General features: G+C 64.2%; 23 protein-coding genes. 22 read left to right on the top strand and 1 reads right to left on the bottom strand.

From position 1 onward, the window contains the following. Positions 1–5: 5 nt before the first annotated feature. From AC0Z2B_RS11575 to ispD, 14 genes are all read left to right on the top strand, one after another. A complete protein-coding gene (locus AC0Z2B_RS11575) occupies positions 6–515 on the top strand; it encodes an OmpH family outer membrane protein (protein ID WP_416422849.1) in 510 nt (169 codons plus the stop codon). 1 nt (position 516) lies between these two features. Then, entirely contained in the window at positions 517–1,572 is a 1,056-nt protein-coding gene (gene lpxD / locus AC0Z2B_RS11570) for a UDP-3-O-(3-hydroxymyristoyl)glucosamine N-acyltransferase (RefSeq protein WP_476296770.1), read from the top strand. 112 nt (positions 1,573–1,684) lie between these two features. Continuing rightward, the gene (gene fabZ, locus AC0Z2B_RS11565) at positions 1,685–2,125 is read left to right on the top strand and encodes a 3-hydroxyacyl-ACP dehydratase FabZ (RefSeq protein WP_416422851.1); all 441 of its coding nucleotides are present in this window, start codon (positions 1,685–1,687) and stop codon (positions 2,123–2,125) included. Next, positions 2,122–2,898: an acyl-ACP--UDP-N-acetylglucosamine O-acyltransferase gene (gene lpxA / locus AC0Z2B_RS11560; protein WP_416422852.1), complete on the top strand. Its 777-nt coding sequence runs from the start codon at positions 2,122–2,124 to the stop codon at positions 2,896–2,898. The genes fabZ and lpxA overlap by 4 nt, the downstream gene beginning before the upstream one ends. Before the next feature lie 5 nt (positions 2,899–2,903). Beyond that, complete coding sequence (gene lpxB / locus AC0Z2B_RS11555; RefSeq protein ID WP_476296955.1) at positions 2,904–4,037, top strand: lipid-A-disaccharide synthase; 1,134 nt, start codon at positions 2,904–2,906, stop codon at positions 4,035–4,037. An 8-nt stretch (positions 4,038–4,045) separates the two neighbouring features. After that, positions 4,046–4,675 carry a ribonuclease HII gene (gene rnhB, locus AC0Z2B_RS11550; protein WP_473006818.1) on the top strand — a complete coding sequence of 210 codons (630 nt, stop codon included), beginning with the start codon at positions 4,046–4,048 and terminating at the stop codon, positions 4,673–4,675. A 70-nt stretch (positions 4,676–4,745) separates the two neighbouring features. Further along, complete coding sequence (dnaE, locus tag AC0Z2B_RS11545) at positions 4,746–8,267, top strand: DNA polymerase III subunit alpha (protein ID WP_476296768.1); 3,522 nt, start codon at positions 4,746–4,748, stop codon at positions 8,265–8,267. Between the two features lie 128 nt (positions 8,268–8,395). After that, positions 8,396–9,343: an acetyl-CoA carboxylase carboxyltransferase subunit alpha gene (locus AC0Z2B_RS11540; RefSeq protein ID WP_416422854.1), complete on the top strand. Its 948-nt coding sequence runs from the start codon at positions 8,396–8,398 to the stop codon at positions 9,341–9,343. A 141-nt stretch (positions 9,344–9,484) separates the two neighbouring features. Continuing rightward, the gene (tilS, locus tag AC0Z2B_RS11535; RefSeq protein ID WP_476296766.1) at positions 9,485–10,771 is read left to right on the top strand and encodes a tRNA lysidine(34) synthetase TilS; all 1,287 of its coding nucleotides are present in this window, start codon (positions 9,485–9,487) and stop codon (positions 10,769–10,771) included. A gap of 169 nt (positions 10,772–10,940) precedes the next feature. Further along, a complete protein-coding gene (locus tag AC0Z2B_RS11530; protein ID WP_416422856.1) occupies positions 10,941–12,572 on the top strand; it encodes a CTP synthase in 1,632 nt (543 codons plus the stop codon). A gap of 18 nt (positions 12,573–12,590) precedes the next feature. Continuing rightward, positions 12,591–13,436: a 3-deoxy-8-phosphooctulonate synthase gene (gene kdsA / locus AC0Z2B_RS11525; protein ID WP_416422857.1), complete on the top strand. Its 846-nt coding sequence runs from the start codon at positions 12,591–12,593 to the stop codon at positions 13,434–13,436. A gap of 153 nt (positions 13,437–13,589) precedes the next feature. Further along, entirely contained in the window at positions 13,590–14,879 is a 1,290-nt protein-coding gene (gene eno, locus AC0Z2B_RS11520; RefSeq protein ID WP_416422858.1) for a phosphopyruvate hydratase, read from the top strand. A gap of 98 nt (positions 14,880–14,977) precedes the next feature. Continuing rightward, a complete protein-coding gene (ftsB, locus tag AC0Z2B_RS11515) occupies positions 14,978–15,256 on the top strand; it encodes a cell division protein FtsB (protein ID WP_008366399.1) in 279 nt (92 codons plus the stop codon). After that, positions 15,253–15,963, top strand: a complete 711-nt coding sequence (gene ispD / locus AC0Z2B_RS11510) for a 2-C-methyl-D-erythritol 4-phosphate cytidylyltransferase (protein ID WP_473005605.1) — start codon at positions 15,253–15,255, stop codon at positions 15,961–15,963. The genes ftsB and ispD overlap by 4 nt, the downstream gene beginning before the upstream one ends. Positions 15,964–16,055: 92 nt before the next feature. Here the strand turns inward: ispD and AC0Z2B_RS11505 are convergent, their stop codons facing one another. Continuing rightward, positions 16,056–16,961 carry a LysR substrate-binding domain-containing protein gene (locus tag AC0Z2B_RS11505; protein WP_476296764.1) on the bottom strand — a complete coding sequence of 302 codons (906 nt, stop codon included), beginning with the start codon at positions 16,959–16,961 and terminating at the stop codon, positions 16,056–16,058. A 107-nt stretch (positions 16,962–17,068) separates the two neighbouring features. Here AC0Z2B_RS11505 and AC0Z2B_RS11500 point away from each other — a divergent pair, with 107 nt between their 5' ends. The 8 genes from AC0Z2B_RS11500 to rpoS all read left to right on the top strand — a co-directional run bounded on the left by AC0Z2B_RS11500 (position 17,069) and on the right by rpoS (position 24,363). Continuing rightward, positions 17,069–18,181, top strand: a complete 1,113-nt coding sequence (locus AC0Z2B_RS11500) for an S-(hydroxymethyl)glutathione dehydrogenase/class III alcohol dehydrogenase (RefSeq protein WP_416422861.1) — start codon at positions 17,069–17,071, stop codon at positions 18,179–18,181. Between the two features lie 2 nt (positions 18,182–18,183). Next, the gene (gene fghA, locus AC0Z2B_RS11495; protein ID WP_476296762.1) at positions 18,184–19,032 is read left to right on the top strand and encodes an S-formylglutathione hydrolase; all 849 of its coding nucleotides are present in this window, start codon (positions 18,184–18,186) and stop codon (positions 19,030–19,032) included. 219 nt (positions 19,033–19,251) lie between these two features. Then, complete coding sequence (ispF, locus tag AC0Z2B_RS11490; RefSeq protein WP_476296760.1) at positions 19,252–19,725, top strand: 2-C-methyl-D-erythritol 2,4-cyclodiphosphate synthase; 474 nt, start codon at positions 19,252–19,254, stop codon at positions 19,723–19,725. Beyond that, positions 19,722–20,780 carry a tRNA pseudouridine(13) synthase TruD gene (gene truD / locus AC0Z2B_RS11485; RefSeq protein WP_476296758.1) on the top strand — a complete coding sequence of 353 codons (1,059 nt, stop codon included), beginning with the start codon at positions 19,722–19,724 and terminating at the stop codon, positions 20,778–20,780. Before ispF ends, truD begins: the two co-directional genes overlap by 4 nt. Then, positions 20,768–21,517: a 5'/3'-nucleotidase SurE gene (surE, locus tag AC0Z2B_RS11480; protein WP_416422865.1), complete on the top strand. Its 750-nt coding sequence runs from the start codon at positions 20,768–20,770 to the stop codon at positions 21,515–21,517. The genes truD and surE overlap by 13 nt, the downstream gene beginning before the upstream one ends. Beyond that, entirely contained in the window at positions 21,517–22,191 is a 675-nt protein-coding gene (locus AC0Z2B_RS11475; RefSeq protein WP_476296756.1) for a protein-L-isoaspartate(D-aspartate) O-methyltransferase, read from the top strand. Before surE ends, AC0Z2B_RS11475 begins: the two co-directional genes overlap by 1 nt. Positions 22,192–22,357: 166 nt before the next feature. Then, positions 22,358–23,251 (top strand): peptidoglycan DD-metalloendopeptidase family protein, encoded by an 894-nt coding sequence (locus AC0Z2B_RS11470; RefSeq protein ID WP_476296754.1) that lies wholly within the window; start codon positions 22,358–22,360, stop codon positions 23,249–23,251. Between the two features lie 107 nt (positions 23,252–23,358). Then, the gene (gene rpoS / locus AC0Z2B_RS11465) at positions 23,359–24,363 is read left to right on the top strand and encodes an RNA polymerase sigma factor RpoS (RefSeq protein ID WP_416422868.1); all 1,005 of its coding nucleotides are present in this window, start codon (positions 23,359–23,361) and stop codon (positions 24,361–24,363) included. The last annotated feature ends 1,018 nt before the right edge of the window (positions 24,364–25,381 follow it).

Here is a 25,381-nt window from a genome sequence, read left to right as displayed (position 1 = left end):
GCACCGTGCGCAAGTTGACACAAATGGTTCTTCTGGCAGCCACCCTGGCCGCTACCGCTACCCCAGCGTTTGCCGACATGAAAATTGCCGTGCTGAACTATCAGATGGCCCTGCTGGAGTCTGACGCCGCCAAGCAGTACGCCGTGGATGCCGAGAAGAAGTTCGGCCCGCAACTGACCAAGCTCAAGGCCCTGGAAAGCAGCGCCAAGGGTATCCAGGACCGCCTGGTGAACGGTGGCGACAAGCTGCCACAAGGTGACCGCGAGAAGCTGGAGCTGGACTTCAAGCAGAAAGCCCGCGACTTCCAGTTCCAGTCCAAGGAACTGAACGAAGCCAAGGCCAACGCCGACCGCGACATGCTCAAGCAGCTGAAGCCGAAGCTGGATGGCGCTGTTGAAGAAGTCATCAAGAACGGCGGCTTTGACCTGGTACTCGAGCGTGGCGCTGTGATCGATGTCAAACCTCAATACGACATCACTCGCCAAGTCATCGAGCGCATGAACAAAGCGCGCTGATATGACTGTTACCCTGAAGCTCGGCCAATTGGCCGAGTTCCTCGGTGCGACCCTGCGGGGCAGCGAGGATACCGAAATTACCGGGCTGGCCACTTTGCAAGAGGCCGGCCCTGGTCAGTTGAGCTTCCTGGCAAACCCCCAGTACCGCAAGTTCCTGCCTGACTGCACCGCTGCGGCCGTGCTGCTCAAGGCGGCGGACGCCGAAGGCTACGCCGGCGCGGCGCTGGTGGTGGCCGATCCATACCTGGCCTACGCCCGTGTTTCCCACCTGTTCGACCCCAAGCCCAAGGCAGCGGCCGGCATTCATGCCAGCGCCGTGGTGGCGGCCGACGCGGTGGTGGACCCCACTGCCAGCATCGGCGCGTTCGCGGTGATTGAAAGCGGCGCGCAGATTGGCGCCGGCACCACCGTGGGTGCCCACTGCTTCATCGGCGCGCGTTGCGTGATCGGCGAAGGCGGCTGGCTGGCCCCACGCGTCACCCTGTACCACGACGTGCGCATCGGCAAGCGCGTGGTCATCCAGTCCGGCGCGGTGCTGGGCGGCGAGGGCTTCGGCTTCGCCAACGAAAAGGGCGTGTGGAACAAGATTGCCCAGGTGGGCGGCGTCAGCATCGGCGACGACGTGGAAATTGGCGTGAACACTGCGGTCGACCGCGGCGCGCTGGCTGACACGGTCATTGGCAACGGTGTCAAGCTCGACAACCAGATTCAGATCGCCCACAACGTGCAGATCGGCGACAACACCGCCATGGCGGCGTGCGTCGGCATCTCCGGCAGCACCAAGATCGGCAAGAATTGCATGCTGGCCGGCGGCGTGGGCCTGGTGGGCCATATCGATATCTGTGACGGTGTCTTCATCACCGGCATGACCATGGTCACCCATTCCATCACCGAGCCAGGGGCCTATTCCTCGGGCACGGCGATGCAGCCAGCGGGCGAGTGGCGCAAGAGCGCGGCACGCCTGCGCCAGATAGATGACATGTTCCGTCGTCTCAAACAGGTAGAAAAGCGTGTCGAAGCCGTGACCCCGGACGACAAAGCATCATCTGATGGCTGATACCAATTCCATATCAAGTGTGCACAGCCGCTAAACTGCCTCCTTGATTTGCAATAGGAGTGCTGCGCGTCAGTCGCGCGCTCCCTATCTTTTATACAGGCTTCCCCCCGAAATGATGGACATCAACGAGATTCGCGAATACCTGCCTCACCGTTACCCGTTCCTGCTGGTGGACCGTGTAGTGGAGCTGGACGTCGAGGCACAGCGCATTCGCGCCTACAAGAATGTCAGCATCAACGAGCCATTCTTCAACGGCCACTTCCCGCAGCACCCGATCATGCCGGGCGTGCTGATCATCGAGGCAATGGCCCAGGCAGCTGGTATTCTTGGTTTCAAGATGCTGGACGTGAAACCGGCCGACGGTACCCTGTACTACTTCGTGGGTTCCGACAAACTGCGTTTCCGCCAGCCGGTGCTGCCGGGCGACCAGCTGATCCTGGAAGCCAAGTTCATCAGCTGCAAGCGCCAAATCTGGAAATTCGAGTGCCAGGCCTCCGTTGACGGCAAGCCGGTGTGCTCGGCCGAAATCATTTGTGCGGAACGCAAGCTATGAGTTTGATTGACCCTCGCGCCATCATCGACCCGTCTGCCATCCTGGCGGACGGCGTCGAGGTCGGCCCTTGGTCGATCATCGGCGCTGGCGTTGAAATCGGCGAGGGGACCGTCATCGGCCCCCACGTGATTCTCAAGGGGCCGACCAAAATCGGTAAGCACAACCGCATCTACCAGTTTTCCTCGGTAGGCGAAGACACCCCTGACCTCAAGTACAAGGGCGAAGATACGCGCCTGGTCATTGGTGACCACAACGTGATCCGCGAAGGCGTGACCATCCACCGCGGCACCGTCCAGGACCGCGCGGAAACCACCCTGGGCGACCACAACCTGGTCATGGCCTATGCCCACATCGGCCACGACTGCGTGATCGGCAACCACTGCATCCTGGTCAACAACACCGCGTTGGCGGGCCATGTGCACATGGATGACTGGGCGATCCTGTCCGGTTTCACCCTGGTGCACCAGTACTGCCACATCGGCGCCCACAGCTTCTCCGGCATGGGCACCGCCATTGGCAAGGACGTGCCTGCCTACGTCACGGTGTTCGGCAACCCGGCCGAGGCGCGCAGCATGAACTTCGAGGGCATGCGCCGTCGTGGCTTCAGCGATGACGCCATCCATGCCCTGCGCCGCGCCTACAAGGTGGTCTACCGCCAGGGCCTGACCGTCGACCAGGCGATCGCCGAGCTGGCCGAGCCGGCTGCCCAGTACCCTGAGGTGGACGTGTTCCTGCGCTCCATCCAGAACTCGACCCGCGGCATCACCCGCTGATGCCGTTGCCAGGCAAGCTGCGCGTCGCCCTGGTGGCGGGCGAGGCCAGTGGCGATATCCTTGGCGCCGGGCTGATGCAGGCCCTCAAGGCGCGCCACCCGGACATCGAATTCATGGGCGTGGGCGGCCCGCTCATGGAAGCCCAGGGCCTGGTGTCCGAGTTCCCCATGGAGCGCCTGGCCGTGATGGGCCTGGTCGAGGTGCTGGGGCGCCTGCGCGAGCTGCTGGCCCGGCGCAAGCTGCTGATCCAGACCCTGATCGAGCGCAAGCCCGACGTGTTCATCGGCATCGATGCGCCCGATTTCACCCTCAACATCGAACTCAAGTTGCGTCAGGCCGGGATCAAGACCGTGCACTACGTCAGCCCCTCCGTGTGGGCATGGCGGCAGAAGCGCGTGCTGAAGATCCGCGAAGGCTGCGACCTGATGCTGACCCTGTTCCCCTTCGAAGCGAAATTCTACGAAGAGAAGGGCGTGCCGGTGCGGTTCGTCGGCCACTCGTTGGCCGACACCATCCCGCTGCAGGCCGACCGTGCCCAGGCGCGCGCCGAGATCGGCCTGCCCCTGGACGGCCAGGTGGTGGCGCTGATGCCGGGCAGCCGTGGCGGCGAAGTAGGGCGCCTGGGCGAGCTGTTCCTCGACGCCGCCCAGCGCCTGCTGGCCCTGCGCCCAGGCCTGCGCTTCGTGCTGCCGTGCGCCAACACCGCGCGCCGGGCGCAGATCGAGGCCATGCTGGTGGGCCGCGACCTGCCGCTGACCCTGCTCGACGGCCAGTCCCATCGCGCCCTGGCGGCCTGCGACGCGGTGCTCATTGCCTCCGGCACGGCCACCCTTGAGGCGTTGCTGTACAAGCGCCCGATGGTGGTGGCGTACCGCCTGGCGGGGCTCAGCTACTGGATTCTCAAGCGTATGGTGAAAAGCCCGTACGTGTCGCTGCCCAACCTGCTGGCCCAGCGCATGCTGGTGCCCGAGTTGCTGCAGGACGCCGCCACCCCCGAAGCCCTGGTGCAAACGCTGCTACCCTTGCTGGATGACGGCCAGGCGCAGACCCAAGGCTTCGACGACATTCACCGCACCCTGCGCCGCGATGCCTCCAACCAGGCAGCGGAAGGTGTGCTGGCACTGCTGGCGAAACAATGACCTCACAAATGCAAATGGGCCTGGACTACACCCTGGTCGAAGACCTGGTGGCCGGCGTCGACGAAGTGGGCCGTGGCCCGCTGTGCGGCGCCGTGGTCACCGCGGCGGTGATCCTCGACCCGAACCGGCCGATCCTGGGGCTCAACGACTCCAAGAAGCTGACCGAGGCCAAGCGCGAGAAGCTGTTCGACGAGATCTGCGAAAAGGCCCTGAGCTGGCACATCGCCCGCGCCGAAGTCGAGGAAATCGACGAGCTGAACATCCTCCACGCCACCATGCTGGCCATGCAGCGCGCGGTGGAAGGCCTGCACATTACCCCCAAGCTCGCGCTGATCGACGGCAACCGCTGCCCGAAACTGGCAGTGCCCAGCGCCCCGGTGGTGCAGGGCGACGCCAAGGTGCCGGCGATTGCCGCCGCCTCCATCCTGGCCAAGGTCAGCCGCGACCGGGAAATGGCCGCGTTCGAGCTGATCTACCCCGGCTACGGCATCGGCGGGCACAAGGGCTACCCCACGCCCGTGCACCTGGAAGCGCTGGCCCGCCTGGGGCCTACGCCTATCCACCGTCGTTCGTTCGCGCCGGTGCGCCAGGCGTATGAAGCGCGGGCGCTGCTCGACCCGGACATGTCGCTGAGCTGAGCTGGCTGATGTTTTGATCAAGGCCCGGTACAATCCGGGCTTTGTTGTTTTGTGCACCTATAGGATCACCATGTCGGTTTCTTTCGTTCATCTTCGCCTGCACACCGAATATTCCCTGGTCGACGGCCTGGTGCGCATCAAGCCACTGGTCAAGGCCCTGGCCGGCATGAACATGCCCGCGGTGGCGGTGACCGACCAGAACAACATGTGTTCGCTGGTCAAGTTCTACAAGACGGCCATGGGCGGCGGCATCAAGCCGATCTGCGGCGCTGACCTGTGGCTGGCCAACAAGGATCCCGACGGCCCGCTGAGCCGCATCAGCCTGCTGGCGATGAACGCCCTGGGCTACCGCAACATCACCGAACTGATCTCCCGCGGTTTCATCGACGGCCAGCGCAACGGCCAGGTGATCATCGAGCGCGAGTGGTTGGCCGAGGCCAGCGAGGGCGTGATCTGCCTGTCCGCGGCCAAGGAAGGTGAGATCGGCATGGCGCTGCTGGGCGGCAACCCGCTGGACGCCGAGGCGCTGCTGCAGGAGTGGATGGCGGTGTTCCCCGACCGCTTCTACGTGGAAGTGCAGCGCACCAACCGCACCAACGACGAAGAATACCTGCACGCCGCCGTGGCCCTGGCCGACAAGTTCGGCGCGCCGCTGGTGGCCACCAACGACGTGCGCTTCATCCGCCAGGAAGACTTCGAGGCCCACGAGACCCGCGTGTGCATCGGCGAAGGCCGGGCCCTGGATGACCCGCGCCGCAACAAGAACTACAGCGACCAGCAGTACCTGAAAAGCGCCGAGGAAATGCACGCGCTGTTCAGCGACCTGCCCGAGGCGCTGGAAAACACCGTCGAGATCGCCAAGCGTTGCAACATCGACGTCAAGCTGGGCAAGCACTTCCTGCCCGACTACCCGATTCCCGATGGCATGACCATCGACGAATACTTCCGCAAGGTGTCGTTCGACGGCCTGGAAGAGCGCCTGGCGGTGCTGCTGCCGCGCGACACCACCGAGGACTACGAGGCCAAGCGCCAGGTCTACGTGGACCGGCTGAACTTCGAGCTGGATATCATCATCCAGATGGGCTTCCCCGGTTACTTCCTGATCGTGATGGACTTCATCCAGTGGGCCAAGAGCAACGGCGTGCCGGTAGGCCCTGGCCGGGGTTCGGGCGCCGGTTCCCTGGTGGCCTACGTGCAGAAGATCACCGACCTCGACCCGCTGGAATATGACCTGCTGTTCGAACGTTTCCTCAACCCGGAACGGGTCTCGATGCCCGACTTCGACGTCGACTTCTGCATGGACGGCCGCGACCGGGTAATCGATTACGTGGCCGAGAAATACGGCCGCAACGCCGTAAGCCAGATCATCACCTTCGGCTCCATGGCCGCCAAGGCGGTGGTCCGTGACGTGGCGCGGGTGCAGGGCAAGTCCTATGGCCTGGCCGACCGCCTGTCGAAGATGATCCCCTTCGAAGTGGGCATGACCCTGGAGAAGGCCTACGAGCAGGAAGAGATCCTGCGCGACTTCCTCAAGACCGACGAGGAAGCCGGCGAAATCTGGGAGATGGCGCGCAAGCTCGAGGGTATTACCCGGAACGTCGGCAAGCACGCCGGTGGCGTGGTTATCGCCCCGACCAAGCTCACCGACTTCTCGCCCATTTACTGCGACGAGGCCGGCGACGGCCTGGTGACCCAGTTCGACAAGGACGACGTGGAGGCGGCCGGCCTGGTGAAGTTCGACTTCCTCGGCCTGCGTACCCTGACGATCATCGACTGGGCCCTGAAGACCATCAACCGCGACCGCGCCAAGGTCGGCGAAGCGCCGCTGGACATCGCCTTCATTCCGCTGGACGACAAGCCCACCTACAGCCTGCTGCAGAAAGCCGAGACCACCGCGGTGTTCCAGCTTGAATCGCGCGGCATGAAGGAGCTGATCAAGAAGCTCAAGCCCGACTGCCTGGAAGACTTGATCGCACTGGTGGCCCTATTCCGTCCGGGCCCGCTGCAATCGGGCATGGTGGACGACTTCATCAACCGCAAGCACGGCCGCGCCGAGCTGGCGTACCCGCACCCCGACTACCAGTACGAAGGCCTCAAGCCGGTACTGGCGCCTACCTACGGCATCATCCTGTACCAGGAACAGGTGATGCAGATCGCCCAGGTGATGGCGGGCTACACCCTGGGTGGCGCGGACATGCTGCGCCGGGCCATGGGTAAGAAAAAGCCCGAGGAAATGGCCAAGCAGCGCGGTGGCTTCATCGAAGGTTGTGCCAACAACAACATCGATGCGGACCTGGCGGGCAACATCTTCGACCTGGTGGAAAAGTTCGCCGGCTACGGCTTCAACAAATCCCACTCCGCCGCCTACGGCCTGGTGTCGTACCAGACCGCCTGGCTGAAGGCTCACTACCCGGCGCCGTTCATGGCCGCGGTACTGTCGGCGGACATGCACAACACCGACAAGGTCGTGACCTTGATCGAGGAAGTGCGCACCATGAAACTGCGCCTCGACGCGCCGGACGTGAACGCCTCGGAGTTCAAGTTCACGGTGAACGACGAAGGCCGCATCATCTACGGCCTGGGCGCCATCAAGGGCGTGGGCGAGGGGCCGGTGGAGGCCATCACCGAGGCCCGCCAGGCCGGCCCGTTCAAGGACCTGTTCGACTTCTGCGAGCGCATCGACCTCAAGCGCGTGAACAAGCGCACCCTCGATGGCCTGATCCGCAGTGGCGCCCTGGATCGCCTGGGCCCGTTCTTCTACGACGAGAGCAAGGCGTACCTGGCCAACATCGACCGCAACCGCGCGGTGCTGCTGGCGGCCATGGAAGAGGCGATCAAGGCGGCCGAGCAGACCGCGCGCACCCATGACAGCGGCCACAGCGACCTGTTCGGCGGCCTGTTCGTGGAGGAAGACGCCGACGTCTACGCCAGCCACCGCAAGGCCAAGGAGCTGACCCTCAAGGAGCGCCTGCGCGGCGAAAAGGAAACCTTGGGGCTGTACCTCACCGGTCACCCGATCGACGAATACGAAGGCGAGATCCGTCGTTTCGCCCGCCAGCGCATCATCGACCTGAAGCCGGCCCGTGGCACCCAGACAGTGGCGGGCATGGTCATCAACCTGCGGGTGATGAAGAACAAGAAGGGCGACAAGATGGGCTTCATCACCCTCGACGACCGCTCGGCGCGTATCGAGGCCTCGCTGTTCGCCGACGCCTTCATGGCCGCCCAGTCGCTGCTGCAGACCGACGCCATGGTGGTGGTGGAGGGCGAGGTCAGCAACGATGACTTCTCCGGCGGCCTGCGCCTGCGGGTCAACCGCGTGATGACCATGGAAGACGCCCGCACCAACCTGGCCGAGAGCCTGCGCCTGAAGGTGCACGCCGACGCCCTGAAGGGCGACCGCCTGGGCTGGCTGGGCGAGCTGTGCAAGCGCCACCGCGGCGCCTGCCCGATCACCATGGAGTACACCGGCCCCGACGCCAAGGCGCTGTTGCAGTTCGGCGAGGACTATCGAATTGATCCCGGTGATGGTTTGATTCAAGCGCTGCGTGACCAGTTCGGGCGTGAGAACGTCTTCCTGCAATATCGTTGAGCCTGTCAAAGGTGACTAGACTCGACCCAGATCGTTAAACTCGACCTCAATGCGCCCTTTCCCGTATGGTAGGGCGCTTAACGGATCAACCGGCCGGCCGCTTGGCCGTCGACCCAAGACGGATGCCTATGAACCCGAATTTTCTTGATTTCGAACAGCCGATCGCTGACCTGCAAGCCAAGATTGAAGAGCTGCGCCTGGTCGGCAATGACAATTCGCTGAACATCAGCGATGAGATCTCGCGCCTGCAAGACAAGAGCAGCACCCTGACCGAAAGCATTTTCGGCAACCTGACCAGCTGGCAGATCGCACGCATGGCGCGCCACCCGCGCCGTCCGTACACCCTGGACTACATCCAGCACATCTTCACCGAGTTCGATGAGCTGCACGGCGACCGCCACTTCTCCGACGACGCCGCCATCGTCGGTGGTATCGCCCGCCTGGACGACCAGCCAGTGATGGTCATCGGTCACCAGAAAGGCCGTGAAGTGCGCGAGAAAGTGCGCCGCAACTTCGGCATGCCGCGCCCTGAAGGCTACCGCAAGGCCTGCCGCCTGATGGAAATGGCCGAGCGCTTCAAAATGCCGATCCTGACCTTCATCGACACCCCGGGCGCCTACCCGGGCATCGACGCCGAAGAGCGCAACCAGAGCGAAGCCATCGCCTGGAACCTGCGTGTCATGGCGCGCCTGAAAACCCCGATCATCGCCACCGTGATCGGCGAAGGTGGTTCGGGCGGTGCACTGGCCATTGGCGTGTGCGACCAGCTGAACATGCTGCAATACTCCACCTACGCGGTGATCTCGCCTGAAGGCTGCGCTTCCATCCTGTGGAAGACCGCCGAGAAGGCCCCGGACGCCGCCGAGGCCATGGGTATCACGGCCGAGCGCCTGAAAGGCCTGGGTATCGTCGACAAGGTGATTCAGGAGCCGCTGGGCGGCGCCCACCGCGACCCGGCCGCTGCTTCGGCACTGATCCGCAAGGAGCTGAGCTCGCAGCTGGCCATGCTCAAGGGCCTGGACATGGACGCGCTGCTCAAGCGCCGCTATGACCGCCTGATGAGCTACGGCCTGTAAGCCACGGCTTCGCGGCGCTCCTGACGCGGCCGGCGGCCGCCGAGTCACCCGGATGAACGCCCCGCGGGGCCTCGCCCCCCACCCCCCCCCGCCCCCCCCGCCCCCCGCCCGCGTCCGGAACACCCCAGAAAGGAGCCTGCCATGTTTCCGCTTCTGACTTCATGGCGCACCGCCCCGCGCTGGCACATCGCCCTCTCCGGCGGCCTCGACTCCACCGTCCTGCTGCACCAGCTGGCCACCCTGGCCCGCACCGAAACCCTGCCTCCCTTGCATGCCATTCACGTCCATCACGGCCTTCAGGCCGCGGCCGACGCGTGGCCGCAGCATTGCCACCAACTGTGCGACAGCCTGGGCGTGCCCTTGACCGTGGTGCACGTGCAGGTGGCGCCGGGCGCCAGCCTGGAGGCGGCCGCCCGCGAGGCGCGTTACCAGGCGTTCGAGCAGGCGCTGGGGCCGGGTGAGGTGCTGCTGACGGGCCAGCACCGTGACGACCAGGCCGAGACCCTGCTGTTCCGCCTGTTGCGCGGCACTGGCGTGCGCGGCCTGGCCGGCATGGCGGCCGAGCGTGCGCTGGGGCGGGGGTGGCTGCTGCGCCCGCTGCTTGACGTTTCCCGTGCCCAGCTTGAGCAGTATGCCAACAGCCATCGGCTGGCCTGGGTGGAAGACCCCTCGAACAGCGACACGCGTTTCTCGCGCAACTACCTGCGCAACGACGTGCTGCCGGTGATCGCCCGGCGCTGGCCGCAGTTCGCCCAGACCTTCGCCCGCACCGCCAGCCACCTGGCTGAAGCCCAGGGCTTGCTGGCCGAGTTGGCGGCGCAGGACCTGCGGGTGGCCGGCACGTCATCGCCGTTCCCCTGGCTGCCGCTGCCGTCGCTGGACCTGGGCGCGTTGCAGGCATTGTCCGACGCCCGCCAGCGCAACGCCCTGCAGCATTGGTTGGCGCCGCTGACGCGCCTGCCCGACACCCAGCATTGGGCTGGCTGGCAGGACCTGCGTGACGCTGCGCCGTCGGCCACCCCGGTATGGGCACTGGCCGATGGCAACCTGCAACGCGCGGCCGGTCGCTTGTGGTGGCTGGCCGACGACTGGTTGCGCGCGCCCCAGGGCGTGGCCGAGTGGGCAGACCCCGTCGCGCCCTTGCCGTTGCCCGGCAATGGCCAGGTACGGATGTGCGGCCTGGCGCCGCAGGGCAGGGTGCAGATTCGCTACCGCGAGGGCGGCGAGATGCTCCAGATAGAGGGGCGCGGCCACCGCGACCTGAAGCGGCTGCTCAACGAATCGGGCCTGCCGCCGTTCGTGCGCGGGCGCTTGCCGCTGCTGTTCGTCGACGGCCAATTGCAGGCTGTCGCCAACCTGCTGTTGGGCCCGGGGCAGGGCGCGGTTTTGCACTGGCTGCCACCGACGAACGCACAACGTTTGAGATGAAAGGCTGTTTCCGGTAGACTACGCTCCCTTCTTGATACAACTTCTGTGCTTGCTCAGCAAACACGGCAGTTGCCGATTGCCAAACCGTTTTTGGCCATCGGGGGCTTCGGCCTTCCTTCGCTTTCCCCGGCGGCTCTGACCGCTTTAACGCAGACTTCTAGGGTTTTTCATGACGCGCTACATCTTCGTCACGGGCGGTGTTGTTTCTTCATTGGGGAAAGGCATTGCTTCGGCATCTTTGGCGGCCATCCTGGAGGCGCGGGGACTTAAGGTCACCATGCTGAAGCTGGACCCGTACATCAACGTCGACCCGGGCACCATGAGCCCGTTCCAGCACGGTGAAGTCTTCGTGACCCACGACGGTGCCGAGACCGACCTCGACCTGGGCCACTACGAGCGGTTCATCCGCACGACCATGACCCAGAACAACAACTTCACCACCGGCCGCGTGTACGAGCACGTGCTGCGCAAGGAGCGCCGTGGTGACTACCTGGGCGCCACCATCCAGGTGATCCCGCACATCACCGACGAAATCAAGCGCCGCATCATCAAGGGCGCCGGCGATGCCGACGTGGCCATGGTCGAGATCGGTGGCACCGTGGGTGACATCGAGTCGCAACCGTTCCTGGAAGCCATCCGCCAGCTGCGCTTCGAAGTGGGCAACAAGCGCGCGATGCTGATGCACCTGACGCTGGTTCCGTACATCGCCACCGCTGGCGAGACCAAGACCAAGCCTACCCAGCACTCGGTGAAGGAGCTGCGCTCCATCGGCCTGCAGCCTGACGTGCTGGTCTGCCGTTCCGACCACCCGATCGACGTGTCCTCGCGCCGCAAGATCGCCCAGTTCACCAACGTTGAAGAACGTGCGGTGATCTCGCTGGAAGACGCCGACACCATCTACAAGATCCCGGGCATCCTGCACTCCCAGGGCCTGGACGATTTCGTCGTCGAGCGCTTCGGCCTGCAGTGCGGTGGGGCCGACCTGTCCGAGTGGGACAAGGTCGTCGATGCCAAGCTGAACCCGGAACACGAAGTGACCATCGCCATGGTCGGCAAGTACATGGAGCTGCTGGACGCGTACAAGTCGCTGATCGAAGCGATGAGCCACGCGGGCATCAGCAACCGTACCAAGGTCAACCTGCGCTACATCGACTCCGAAGACATCGAGAACCAGGGCACCGGCCTGCTGGAAGGCGCCGACGCCATCCTGGTACCGGGCGGCTTCGGTCTGCGCGGCGTGGAAGGCAAGATCACCGCGGTGCAATACGCTCGCGAGAACAAGGTCCCGTACCTGGGTATCTGCCTGGGCATGCAAGTGGCGGTCATCGAGTTCGCTCGTAACGTCATGGGCTGGAAAGACGCCAACTCCACCGAGTTCGACCGCACCAGCGGCCACCCGGTCGTGGGCCTGATCACCGAGTGGGAAGACGCCACCGGCGCGGTCGAGACCCGTACCGAAGCCTCGGACCTGGGCGGCACCATGCGCCTGGGCGCCCAAGAGTGCCAGCTGGCCAAGGGCTCCAAGGTGTTCGACTGCTACGCCAACGAAGTGATCGTGGAGCGTCACCGTCACCGCTACGAGGTCAACAACAACCTGCTGCCACAGCTGATCGACGCTGGCCTGGTGGTGTCCGGTCGTTCCGGCGACGGCGCCCTGGTTGAAGTGGTGGAAGCCAAGGACCACCCATGGTTCGTGGCTTGCCAGTTCCACCCCGAGTTCACCTCGACCCCACGTGACGGCCACCCGCTGTTCAGTGGCTTCGTCAAGGCGGCCCTGGCTCAACACCAGAAGAAAGCCTGATCAAGGAAGTAATACAGCATGGCGCAGAAAATCATCCGTGTAGGCAACATTGAGATCGCCAACGACAAGCCTTTCGTCTTGTTCGGCGGCATGAATGTGCTCGAGTCGCGCGACATGGCGATGCAGGTCTGCGAAGAATACGTGCGCGTTACCGAAAAACTCGGTATCCCGTACGTGTTCAAGGCCAGCTTCGACAAGGCCAACCGTTCCTCCGTGACCTCCTACCGGGGTCCCGGCCTGGAAGAGGGCATGCGCATCTTCGAGGAAGTGAAGAAGACCTTCGGCGTGCCGCTGATCACCGACGTCCACGAGCCGGCCCAGGCCGCGGTGGTCGCCGAGGTCTGCGACATCATCCAGCTGCCGGCCTTCCTGTCGCGCCAGACCGACCTGGTGGTGGCCATGGCCAAGACCGGCGCAGTCATCAACATCAAGAAGGCGCAATTCCTCGCGCCGCAGGAAATGAAACACATCCTGACCAAGTGCGAGGAAGCCGGCAACGATCAGTTGATCCTGTGCGAGCGCGGTTCGAGCTTCGGCTACAACAACCTGGTGGTGGACATGCTCGGCTTCGGCATCATGAAGTCGTTCGAATACCCGGTGTTCTTCGACGTCACCCACGCCCTGCAAATGCCGGGCGGGCGTTCGGATTCCGCCGGCGGCCGCCGTGCCCAGGTCACCGACCTGGCCAAGGCGGGCATGTCCCAGGGCCTGGCTGGCCTGTTCCTGGAAGCCCACCCAGACCCGGACAACGCCAAGTGCGATGGCCCCTGCGCCCTGCGCCTCGACAAGCTGGAACCGTTCCTGGCCCAGCTCAAGCAATTGGACGACCTGGTTAAAAGTTTTCCGACGGTAGAAACCGCGTAACAACTTTTTTCCGGTAAAGTACCTCTCGATTCACTCTGGCCCGCTCGGGCCAGAGCCTTGTCGACCGAAGGCCTGCCTGCCGTATTGAGCCTTCGGCCACAACAGATTTCCCTCAGCAGTGTCGTTTTGGTCAAATTTGGAGTGCTTATAACAATGGCAAAAATCGTCGACATCAAAGGTCGTGAAGTTCTCGACTCCCGTGGCAATCCCACTGTGGAAGCCGACGTGCTTCTCGATAACGGCATCATCGGCAGCGCTTGCGCGCCGTCCGGTGCTTCCACCGGTTCGCGTGAAGCACTCGAGCTGCGTGATGGCGACAAGAGCCGTTACATGGGCAAGGGCGTACTGAAGGCCGTGGCCAACATCAATGGCCCGATCCGCTCGCTGCTGCTGGGCAAGGATCCTGCGGACCAGAAAGCCCTGGACCACGCCATGATCGAACTCGACGGCACTGAAAACAAAGCGTCGCTGGGTGCCAACGCCATCCTCGCCGTGTCCCTGGCTGCTGCCAAGGCCGCTGCCCAGGACCAGGACATCCCGCTGTACGCGCACATCGCCAACCTCAATGGCACCCCTGGCGTCTACTCCATGCCAGTACCGATGATGAACATCATCAACGGTGGCGAGCACGCCGACAACAACGTCGACATCCAGGAGTTCATGGTGCAGCCGGTTGGCGCCAAGACCTTCTCCGACGGCCTGCGCATGGGCACCGAGATTTTCCACCACCTCAAGGCTGTGCTGAAGGCCCGTGGCCTGAACACTGCCGTGGGTGACGAGGGCGGCTTCGCCCCGAACCTGACCTCCAACGAAGACGCGCTGTCGGCCATCGCCGAAGCCGTGGCCAACGCCGGTTACAAGCTGGGCACCGACGTGACCCTGGCCCTGGACTGCGCAGCCAGCGAATTCTACGAAGACGGCGTGTACAACCTGGCCGGTGAAGGCCACAGCTTCGACGCCGCCGGTTTTGCCGACTACCTGAAAGGCCTGACCGAGCGTTTCCCGATCATCTCGATCGAAGACGGCCTGGACGAGTCCGACTGGGCTGGCTGGAAAGTGCTGACCGAGAAGCTGGGCGACAAGGTGCAGCTGGTAGGCGACGACCTGTTCGTGACCAACACCAAGATCCTGAAGGAAGGCATCGATAAAAAGATCGCCAACTCCATCCTGATCAAGTTCAACCAGATCGGCACCCTGACCGAAACCCTGGAAGCCATCCAGATGGCCAAGGCCGCCGGCTACACCGCGGTCATTTCGCACCGTTCGGGCGAAACCGAGGACTCGACCATTGCCGACCTGGCCGTGGGTACCGCTGCTGGTCAGATCAAGACTGGCTCGCTGTGCCGCTCGGACCGCGTGTCCAAGTACAACCAGCTGCTGCGCATTGAAGAACAACTGGGCGCCAAGGCGGTCTATCGTGGCCGTGCCGAGTTTCGCGGCTAAGCTTTAGATGGTACAAAGCAAGCGCTGTACAGCACAAAGCCTGGCCTAGCCAGGCTTCGTGCCATCAGTACGGCCGTTTATTTCCACTGGATACCTTGATGCGCAGTCCCTATTGGTTGTTCCTTGTCCTGCTCTTGCTGCTGGGTGGCCTGCAGTACCGCCTCTGGGTCGGTAACGGCAGCCTGGCCCAGGTGTCGAGCCTTGAGCAGCAGATCGCCGACCAGCACGCCGAAAACGAGCGCCTGCTGGAGCGTAACCGTGTCCTCGACGCGGAAGTGGCGGAGCTGAAAAAGGGCATGGAGACCGTTGAAGAACGGGCTCGCCATGAACTGGGCATGGTCAAGGACGGTGAAACCCTTTATCAGTTGGCGCAATGACCTATTCTTCCCCTGCCTTCTGGGCAGTGATTCCTGCCGCAGGCGTTGGTGCCCGCATGGCAGCCGACCGGCCCAAGCAATACCTGCAACTGGGCGGCCGAACCATTCTCGAACACAGCCTGGCCTGTTTCCTCGACCACCCCGGGCTCAAGGGCCTGGTGGTCAGCCTGGCTGAAGACGACCCCTATTGGCCTGACCTGGCCAGTGCCCGTGACCCGCGTATCCAGCGTGCCCCTGGCGGCGCCGAGCGTGCCGACTCGGTGCTCAATGCCTTACTGCACCTGCACGCCCAGGGCGCTGCCGATGACGATTGGGTGCTGGTGCACGACGCCGCGCGGCCCAACCTGGCGCGCACCGACCTCGACAAGCTGCTGGGCGAGCTGGCCCACGACCCGGTGGGCGGCCTGCTGGCCGTGCCGGCCAAGGACACCCTCAAGCGCGCCGACGCCCATGGCCGCGTGGCGGAGACTGTCGACCGCAGCACCATCTGGCAAGCCTACACGCCGCAGATGTTCCGCCTCGGTGCCTTGCACCGGGCGTTGGCCGACAGCCTGGTGGCGGACGTGGCGATTACCGATGAGGCCTCTGCCATGGAGTGGGCCGGGCAAGCGCCGCGGCTGATCGAAGGGCGTTCGGACAACCTCAAGGTGACCCGGCCTGAGGATCTGGAGTGGCTGCGCCAGCGTTGGGCGCAGCGTCCGCACTAGTCCTGTAGCCGCTGCCGCCAGGCTGCGCTGGCCTGATGCCTCGCTGAGGATCTTTGGCGTACATAAGGGCCAGCGCAGCCTGGCGGCAGCGGCTACAGGTGATTGGCTTGATATTCGGGTCTTGACGCCAACCCTTCCTTCAAATAATCCACCAGCTTCCTCACCTTAGGCGACAGATGCCGCTGCTGCGGGTACAGCGCCCACACTGCGGTATTGGGCGGTTGGTGCGCTTCCAGTAGCGACACCAGCGCGCCGCTGTGCAAATGCTCCAGCACGTAATAGTCCGGCAGCTGGCACAAGCCTATCCCCTGCAACGCCGCATCCAGCACGGCCTGCCCGCTGTTGCACCGCCAGTTGCCCTGTACGCGCTGCGCCAGTTCGCGGCCCTCGTTCTGCAGTTGCCAGACATCCGAGCTGCCAACCAGGCAGTTATGCCGCGCCAGTTCCGACAAGCTGTGCGGGCGGCCATAGCGTGCAAGGTAGGAAGGTGATGCGCACAGGTACATGCGTCGCGGCGCCAGGCGCGACGCCACCTGCCGCGAATCCTGCAGGCGGCCCAGGCGTATGCCCAGGTCCAGGCCTTCGTGCACCAGGTCGAGGGTGCGGTTGGTCAGCTCGATGTCCACCCGCAGTTGCGGGTACAGCCCCATGAAGCGGGTCACCAGCGGCACGATGAAGCGCTCGCCGTAGGCCACGGCGCAGGTCATGCGCAGCAGGCCCTTGGGTTCGCTGTTGAGGTCGCCCATGGCGCGCAGGGCTTCCTCGCGGCCGTCCTGCAGGCGCTGGCAGTGCTGCAGGAAGGTCTGCCCGGCCTCGGTCAGGGTCACGCGCCGGGTGCTGCGGTACAGCAGGCGGGTCTGCAGGCGTTCTTCCAGCCGGGCGATCTGCCGGCTGATGTGCGACGAGGAGATGCCCAGGCGCTCCGCCGCCGCGGTGAACTGGCTGCACTCGGCGACCGCGACGAATTCGTCGATGCCGTCCCAGCGGTTGTCGCTCATTGATTATCCCTGCATGGCAATAATGTTTTGTCTTTGGCCTGATTATTCCTCAATGGCCCATGAATTACACTGAACGCCTTACCTAAACACTTCAGGAGAAGGTTGCGATGATCAAGTCCCGTGCCGCAGTAGCATTCGAGGCCAAGAAGCCGCTGGAAATCGTCGAAGTCGACGTGGCGATGCCCAAGGCTGGCGAAGTGCTGGTGCGTGTGGTCGCTTCCGGTGTGTGCCACACCGACGCCTACACCCTGTCCGGTGCCGACCCTGAAGGCATCTTCCCGTCGATCCTGGGCCACGAAGGCGGCGGCATCGTCGAAGCCATCGGCGAAGGCGTGACCTCGGTGGCCGTGGGCGACCACGTGATCCCGCTGTACACCGCCGAATGCCGCCAGTGCAAATTCTGCCTGTCGGGCAAGACCAACCTCTGCCAGGCCGTGCGCGCCACCCAGGGCAAGGGCCTGATGCCCGACGGCACCTCGCGTTTCTCCTACAACGGCAAGCCGCTGTTCCACTACATGGGTACCTCGACCTTCTCGGAATACACCGTGCTGCCGGAAATCTCCGTGGCCAAGATCCAGAAGGAAGCGCCGCTGGAGAAGGTCTGCCTGCTGGGTTGCGGCGTGACCACCGGCATCGGTGCGGTGCTCAACACCGCCAAGGTCAAGCCGGGTGACACCGTGGCTATCTTCGGCCTGGGCGGCATCGGCCTGTCGGCGGTCATCGGCGCGGTCAAGGCCAAGGCCAGCCGCATCATCGCCATCGACATCAACCCGGCCAAGTTCGAGATCGCTCGCCAGCTGGGCGCCACCGACTGCGTCAACCCGAAGGACTTCGACCGTCCTATCCAGGAAGTCATCGTCGACATGACCGACGGCGGCGTCGACTTCTCGTTCGAGTGCATCGGCAACGTGCACCTGATGCGTGCCGCCCTGGAATGCGCCCACAAGGGCTGGGGCGAGTCGGTGATCATCGGCGTGGCCGGCGCGGGCCAGGAAATTTCCACCCGTCCGTTCCAGCTGGTGACCGGTCGCGTCTGGCGCGGTTCGGCGTTCGGTGGCGTGCGTGGCCGCACCGAGCTGCCAAGCTACGTGGAAATGGCCGAGAAGGGCGAGATCCCGCTGGACACCTTCATCACCCACACCATGGGCCTGGAAGACATCAACAAGGCGTTCGACCTGATGCACGAAGGCAAGAGCATCCGTTCGGTCATCCACTTCTGAGGTTGCCCATGAGCCTGGAAAACATCTCCTGCCAGAAAAGCGCCGGCGGTTGGCACAAGCGCTACCGCCACCGCTCGGACGTGCTGGGTTGCGACATGACCTTCGCCGTCTACCTGCCGCCCCAGGCGGAGCAGGGCGGCACGCTGCCGGTGTTGTACTGGCTGTCGGGGCTGACCTGCACGGACGAGAACTTCATGCAGAAGGCCGGCGCCCACAAGCTGGCCGCCGAGCTGGGCCTGATCATCGTCGCGCCGGACACCAGCCCGCGCGGCGCCGACGTGCCCGGTGACCCGGACGGCGCCTGGGACTTCGGCCTGGGGGCGGGGTTCTACCTCAACGCCACCCAGCAGCCGTGGGCCCAGCACTATCGCATGCACGACTACGTGGTGAACGAGCTACCAGCCCTGGTGGAGGCGCATTTCCCGGCCTCCGACCGCCGTGCCATCAGCGGTCACTCCATGGGTGGCCATGGCGCGCTGGTGTGCGCCTTGCGCAACCCGGGGCGCTACCGTTCGGTGTCGGCGTTTTCGCCCATCAGCAACCCCATGGATTGCCCGTGGGGCCAGAAGGCCTTCACCCGTTATCTGGGCGAGGAGCGTTCGCGCTGGCGCGAGTGGGATGCCTCGGTGCTGATGGCCGAGAGCAAGGCGCCCCAGGCGTTCCTGGTGGACCAGGGCGACCGTGACGATTTCCTCGTCAACCAGCTCAAGCCCGAGGCGCTGGTGCAGGCGGCGAAGGTCGCAGGCCACGACCTGCAGCTACGCCTGCAGCCTGGCTACGACCACAGCTACTACTTCATCGCCAGCTTCATTGACGACCACCTGCGTCACCACGCCGCGGCATTGGCTTGACGTAGCCGCTGCCGCCAGGCTGCGCTGGCGCTTGTGGTCACTGGATATCTCCGGTGAGGTATCGGCCCAGTGCAGCCTGCGGCAGCGGCTACGCGTTTTGCAGTGGCCATGATGTCGTTTTGCCCCTGATTCACGGCGTTTCGGGGCCGCTTTTTGCGGCCCCGTTGTTACATAAAGCAGGTAGAATCACGCCCTGTCTCCTTCAGGGCTTTTCTATTTATGCGTATTGGCCACGGCTACGATGTGCACCGTTTCGCTGACGGCGATTTCATTACCCTGGGCGGCGTTCGCATCGCTCACAAATTCGGCCTGCTCGCCCATTCCGATGGTGACGTGCTGCTGCACGCCCTGAGTGATGCGCTGCTCGGCGCCGCCGCGCTGGGTGATATCGGCAAGCACTTCCCCGACACCGATCCGCAATTCAAGGGCGCCGACAGCCGCGTGCTGCTGCGCCACGTGGTCGGCATCGTCCAGGCCAAGGGCTGGAAGGTCGGCAACGTCGACGCCACCATCGTCGCCCAGGCGCCGAAGATGGCCCCGCACATCGACACCATGCGCAGCCTGATCGCCGCTGACCTGCAGGTCGAACTGGACCAGGTCAACGTCAAGGCCACCACCACCGAAAAGCTGGGCTTCACCGGCCGTGAGGAAGGTATCGCGGTTCACGCCGTCGCCTTTTTGCTGCCAGCATGACCGAACTCGAACTGTTGGGCCCCTGCGCCGCCGGGCCGGCCCTGGGCCGCGCCGTGCTGAAAGCCACTGCCGAAGACTTCCAGGTCGACGAGGTGCTGGACATCCCGTTGGCGGGCGAAGGCGAGCACCTGTGGCTGTGGGTGGAAAAACGCAACCTCAACACCGAAGAGGCTGCCCGCCGCCTGGCCAAGGCCGCCGGCGTGCCGCTGCGCACCGTCAGCTACGCAGGCCTCAAGGACCGCCAGGCGTTGACCCGGCAGTGGTTCAGCCTGCACCTGCCCGGCAAGGCGGACCCGGACCTGAGCGCCGCCGAAAACGACACCCTGGCCATCCTCAAGGTCGCCCGCCACAAGCGCAAGCTGCAGCGCGGCGCGCACTCGGCCAACGGCTTCACCCTGCGCCTGACCGCGCTGGAGGCTGACCGCGCGGCCCTGGACGCACGTTTGGAACAGCTCAAGACCATTGGCGTACCGAACTACTTCGGCACCCAGCGGTTTGGCTTCCAGGGTGGCAACGTCCACGACGCCCGCCAATGGGCCGAACGCCAGGCCCTGCCAGAGCAGCGCAACGTGCGTTCGCGCCTGCTGTCCACGGCCCGCAGCTACCTGTTCAACCAGGTGCTGGCTGCGCGCGTCGGCGACGGTAGCTGGAACCAGGCCCGGGTCGGCGACCTGCTGGCGTTCACCGACAGCCGCAGCTTCTTCCCGGCCGGTGAGGCCGAGTGCAGCGACCCGCGCCTGGGCATTCTCGACCTGCACCCCACCGGCCCGATGTGGGGCGAAGGTGACTCGCCGGCCGCGGGTGCCATCCATGAACTGGAACAGAATGTCGGCGCGCGGTTGGCGCCGCTCGGCGAATGGTTGGCAAAAGCGGGCATGGCTCACGAACGCCGCATCCTGCGGCTGCCCATCGGCGGGCTGGCGTGGCATTATCCGGAGCCTGACATTCTGCAATTGGAATTCGTCCTTCCGGCCGGATGCTTCGCCACCGTGGTGGTGCGCGAGCTTGTTGATCTGGTGCCGGCAGGGCAGACGGAAAGCCCATGCGTATTCTGATTTCAAACGATGATGGTGTCGCCGCCCCTGGCTTGGCCGCGCTGCATGAAGCGCTGGCCGGCTTTGCCGAGTGCACGGTCATAGCCCCCGACGGCGACCGCAGCGGTGCCAGCAGTTCGCTGACCCTGGACCGGCCGCTGCACCCGCAGCGCCTGGCCAACGGTTTCATCAGCCTCAACGGCACCCCCACCGATTGCGTGCACCTGGGCCTCAACGGCCTGTTGCCGCAGGAGCCGGACCTGGTGGTGTCAGGCATCAACCTGGGGGCCAACCTGGGCGACGACGTGCTCTATTCGGGCACCGTCGGTGCCGCGCTGGAAGGGCGTTTCCTGGGGGGCACCTCGTTTGCGTTCTCGTTCCTGTCGCGCCAGGTGGACAACCTCGCCACTGCCGCCTGGTACGCCCGGCACCTGGTGCAGGCCCACGGTGAATTGAACCTGCCGCCGCGCACCGTGCTCAACGTCAACATTCCCAACCTGCCGCTGGAGCGCATTCGTGGCATCCAGCTGACCCGCCTGGGCCACCGCGCTCGCGCAGCGGCGCCCACGCGCGTGGTCGACCCGCGCGGCAAGGAAGGCTACTGGATCGCCGCCGCCGGCAACGCCGAGGACGGCGGCCCGGGCACCGACTTCCACGCGGTGATGCAAGGCTACGTGTCGGTCACCCCGTTGCAGCTGGACCGCACTTTCAGCCCGGCGTTCGACAGCCTGGAAACCTGGCTGGAGGGGCTACGCTGATGCGCGAACAAGATGACCTGAGCCGTCGCGGCATCGGTTTCACCTCCCAGCGCACCCGCGAGCGGCTGATCCAGCGCCTGTACGAAGAGGGCGTGAGCAACGAGCGGGTGCTGGACGTGATCCGCCGCACCCCGCGTCATCTGTTCGTCGACGAAGCCCTGGCGCACCGCGCCTACGAGGACACGGCGCTGCCCATCGGCCACAACCAGACCATCTCCCAGCCCTACATGGTGGCGCGCATGAGCGAGCTGCTGCTGGAGGCCGGGCCGCTGGACAAGGTCATGGAGATCGGCACGGGCTCGGGCTACCAGACTGCGGTGTTGTCGCAGTTGGTGGAGCGGGTGTTCTCGGTCGAACGCATCAAGGTGCTGCAGGATCGCGCCAAGGAGCGCCTGGTGGAGCTCAACCTGCGCAACGTGGTGTTCCGCTGGGGCGATGGCTGGGAAGGCTGGCCGGCGCTGGCGCCGTACAACGGCATCATCGTCACCGCCGTGGCCACCGACGTGCCCCAGGCGCTGCTGGACCAGTTGGCGCCGGGGGGGCGCCTGGTCATTCCGGTGGGGTCGGGGGAGGTGCAGCAACTGATGCTGATCGTCCGCGAAGATCAGGGTTTTTCCCGGCATGTGCTGGGAGCGGTGCGTTTCGTGCCGCTGCTCAACGGGCCCCTGGCCTGAGCAGGATTTCGTTGGCTGGCGGTGAATTCTTTGGCAGGGCACGGGTCTGACAGCGCAGCCTTTACAGGTTGTAACGCGAATACGTCAGAAATATGCGTGTGGATGGTTATAATTGCGACACAACAGTCTATTTTTCTATCAGCCACCATTTTCAAGGGAGCGGCGGGTGAGTCCCACAGTCATTCGGCAGCATGCAGGACTATCGAGCTACAAGCTTCTGGTGATTGGCCTCGCCCTTGCAACGACCCTGGCTGGCTGCGCAAGCCACCCTTCGGGCGGCGTGCGGGTGGTCGACCGCAGCAGCGGCGGGAGCGCCTCGGCACCGGCCGCGCCAGAGCGCCAGCCGGTCACCACGGGCCAGTACCGGGTCAAGCGCGGCGATACCCTGTTCTCCATCGCGTTCCGCTACTCCTGGGACTACAAGGCCCTGGCTGCCCGCAACAACATCCCCGAGCCCTATACCATTCATCCGGGACAGGTCATTCGCTTCGGTGATGGCAGCGCTCCATCTGCACCGGTCGCGGCGGCGCAAACTGAAACCTCGGCGTCGCCGTCGGGCTCGTTCAAGGTCACTCGTCGGCCCATTATCTTCACGCCGGTGGCGGGTGCCCAGGGTCAGAAAACCGCGCCACCGGCCCCCGTTGCGGCCGCTCCCGAGCCGGTGCCGGTGCCTGCGGGCGAGAAGATCACAGGCGGTTGGACATGGCCTGCCAACGGCGTGCTGATTGGAAAATTTGCTTCAAACGGTAGTTTGAATAAAGGCGTTGATATCGCCGGGGAATTGGGACAGCCTGTTTTTGCTGCGTCTGATGGTTCGGTGGTGTACGCCGGGAGTGGGTTGCGGGGCTACGGCGAGTTGGTAATCATCAAGCACAGCGATACCTACGTCAGTGCCTACGGTCACAACCGCAGGCTCTTGGTTCGGGAGGGGCAGCAGGTCAAGGCCGGGCAGACAATTGCCGAGATGGGTTCCACGGGTACCGACCGGGTGAAGCTCCACTTCGAGATTCGCCGGCAGGGCAAGCCAGTAGACCCCTTGCAGTTTTTGCCACGACGTTGATCGTTGCCAAGCCTGTTCCTTCGATGTAGCGGGGACAGGCTTTAGCGTAGCCAAGGATAAGCGCGGCGCTAGAGCTTGAGGTCGAACTCAACAAAGGACTATAACAAATGGCTCTCAACAAAGAAGCGCCGGAGTTTGACATCGACGATGAGGTGCTCCTTATGGAAACCGGCATCGTCCTGGACGCTGAGGCGGACGATGAACCCGTGGTGCCCACGGTTCGTGCCAAGGCCAAGAACTCCACAGCACTCAAGCAACACAAGTACATCGATTACACCCGTGCGCTGGATGCGACACAGCTGTATTTGAACGAAATCGGCTTTTCCCCCCTGTTGTCCCCGGAAGAAGAAGTCCATTTTGCGCGCCTGTCGCAAAAGGGTGATCCGGCCGGCCGCAAGCGCATGATCGAAAGCAACCTGCGCCTGGTGGTGAAAATCGCCCGTCGCTACGTCAACCGTGGCCTGTCCCTGCTCGACCTGATCGAGGAAGGCAACCTGGGGCTTATCCGGGCCGTCGAGAAATTCGACCCCGAGCGCGGTTTCCGCTTCTCCACCTACGCCACCTGGTGGATTCGCCAGACCATCGAACGCGCCATCATGAACCAGACCCGGACCATCCGGCTGCCGATTCATGTCGTGAAGGAACTCAACGTCTACCTGCGGGCGGCGCGCGAACTGACCCAGAAACTCGACCACGAGCCGTCGCCGGAAGAAATCGCCAGCCTGCTGGAGAAGCCGGTGGGCGAGGTCAAGCGCATGCTCGGGCTCAACGAGCGGGTGTCCTCGGTGGACGTCTCCCTCGGCCCGGACTCCGACAAGACCCTGCTCGACACCCTCACGGACGACCGTCCCACCGACCCGTGCGAGCTGCTGCAGGACGATGACCTGTCCCAGAGCATCGACCAGTGGCTCTCCGAGCTCACCGACAAGCAGCGCGAAGTGGTGGTGCGGCGCTTCGGCCTGCGTGGCCACGAAAGCAGTACCCTGGAAGACGTCGGCCTGGAAATCGGCCTTACCCGGGAGCGGGTTCGCCAGATTCAGGTCGAGGGCTTGAAGCGCTTGCGCGAGATTCTCGAGAAGAACGGGCTGTCCAGCGAATCACTGTTCCAGTAGTTCGTTTGGCAGCTCAGGCGCCCCGACTGGTTCGGGGCGTTTTTGTTTCCGGCGTTCGGGTCAGCGATCGCCAGCGTGTTCTGTAAGTGATTGTGGACTGCGGCTGTCAAACGTCTTCCATGGCTGTGCGCAACGTACTGTTCTGTCTGGTTTTTCCTGACTGTTGCAGCTTGGAAAAGACTTTTCCTGAAAGACTTGTGCAGTTGAATCGTCATCTGGATTCTCTATGATCGAACCAGTGCCAAGGAGCAGGCACAGGCTCTCAAGGATGAGCGCCAGGACACCGCAGGACGCGGTTCATCAGGACGATGACAGGGATACAGGGAATAGGGACAGAAAAGGTGGGCGGGTCATACCGCCCCTTTTTTTTGCCTTTTGAAAAGCGGTTCGGCGGCAGTGTGTTAACGCAGCCACCGCAGCCACCGTAGCTGCCGCGAACTGCTTTTGATCTTGATCCCGTGCGGCCCTTGATCTTGATTGTGTGCCCCATAAAGCGCCAGGGCCGACTGGAGGCGTTGGCCGAGCGGTCCACGGCGTAGCCGGGGAAGACGGAACCGGAGGCGCTTCTATTCCGGGCCGTCGGCCGCTTGGGCGACGCCGGAGGGAGGGAACCCGCAGCGAAGCGTAGGGACCAAGCAGGGGCAAGCCTTTTTTGCTTACTTTTTGTGGCGTTTGACAAAAAGTGAGCCGCCGTAAGGGCGGAAAGGTGATTGTGCATCACCCTAGGTAATGGATATGTTCACGATGATCGGATCCCGCTTCTGACGTTTCTGGATATATCCATTTTCGTGGTGCGACCACCGACCGTTTCGGCCTTACGCCGACTCACTTTTTGGCAGTCGCCCCAAAAAGTAAGCAAAAAGGGCTTGCCCCTGCTTGGGCCCTCCGCTTCGCTACGGGTCCCCTCCTTCCGGCGTCGCTCAACGGGCAGACGGCACCCGCTATAGAAGCCTGCGGGTTACCGTCTCTTCGGCCTGCGGCCTCGGCCCTTCGGGCAGCCCGTTGATCGACGCCTCCA

The sequence above is a fragment of the Pseudomonas sp. GYB4201 genome, assembly GCF_056312595.1.
Note: the sequence above shows the minus strand (reverse complement) of the source record. Positions and strands in the feature narration are given on the sequence as shown.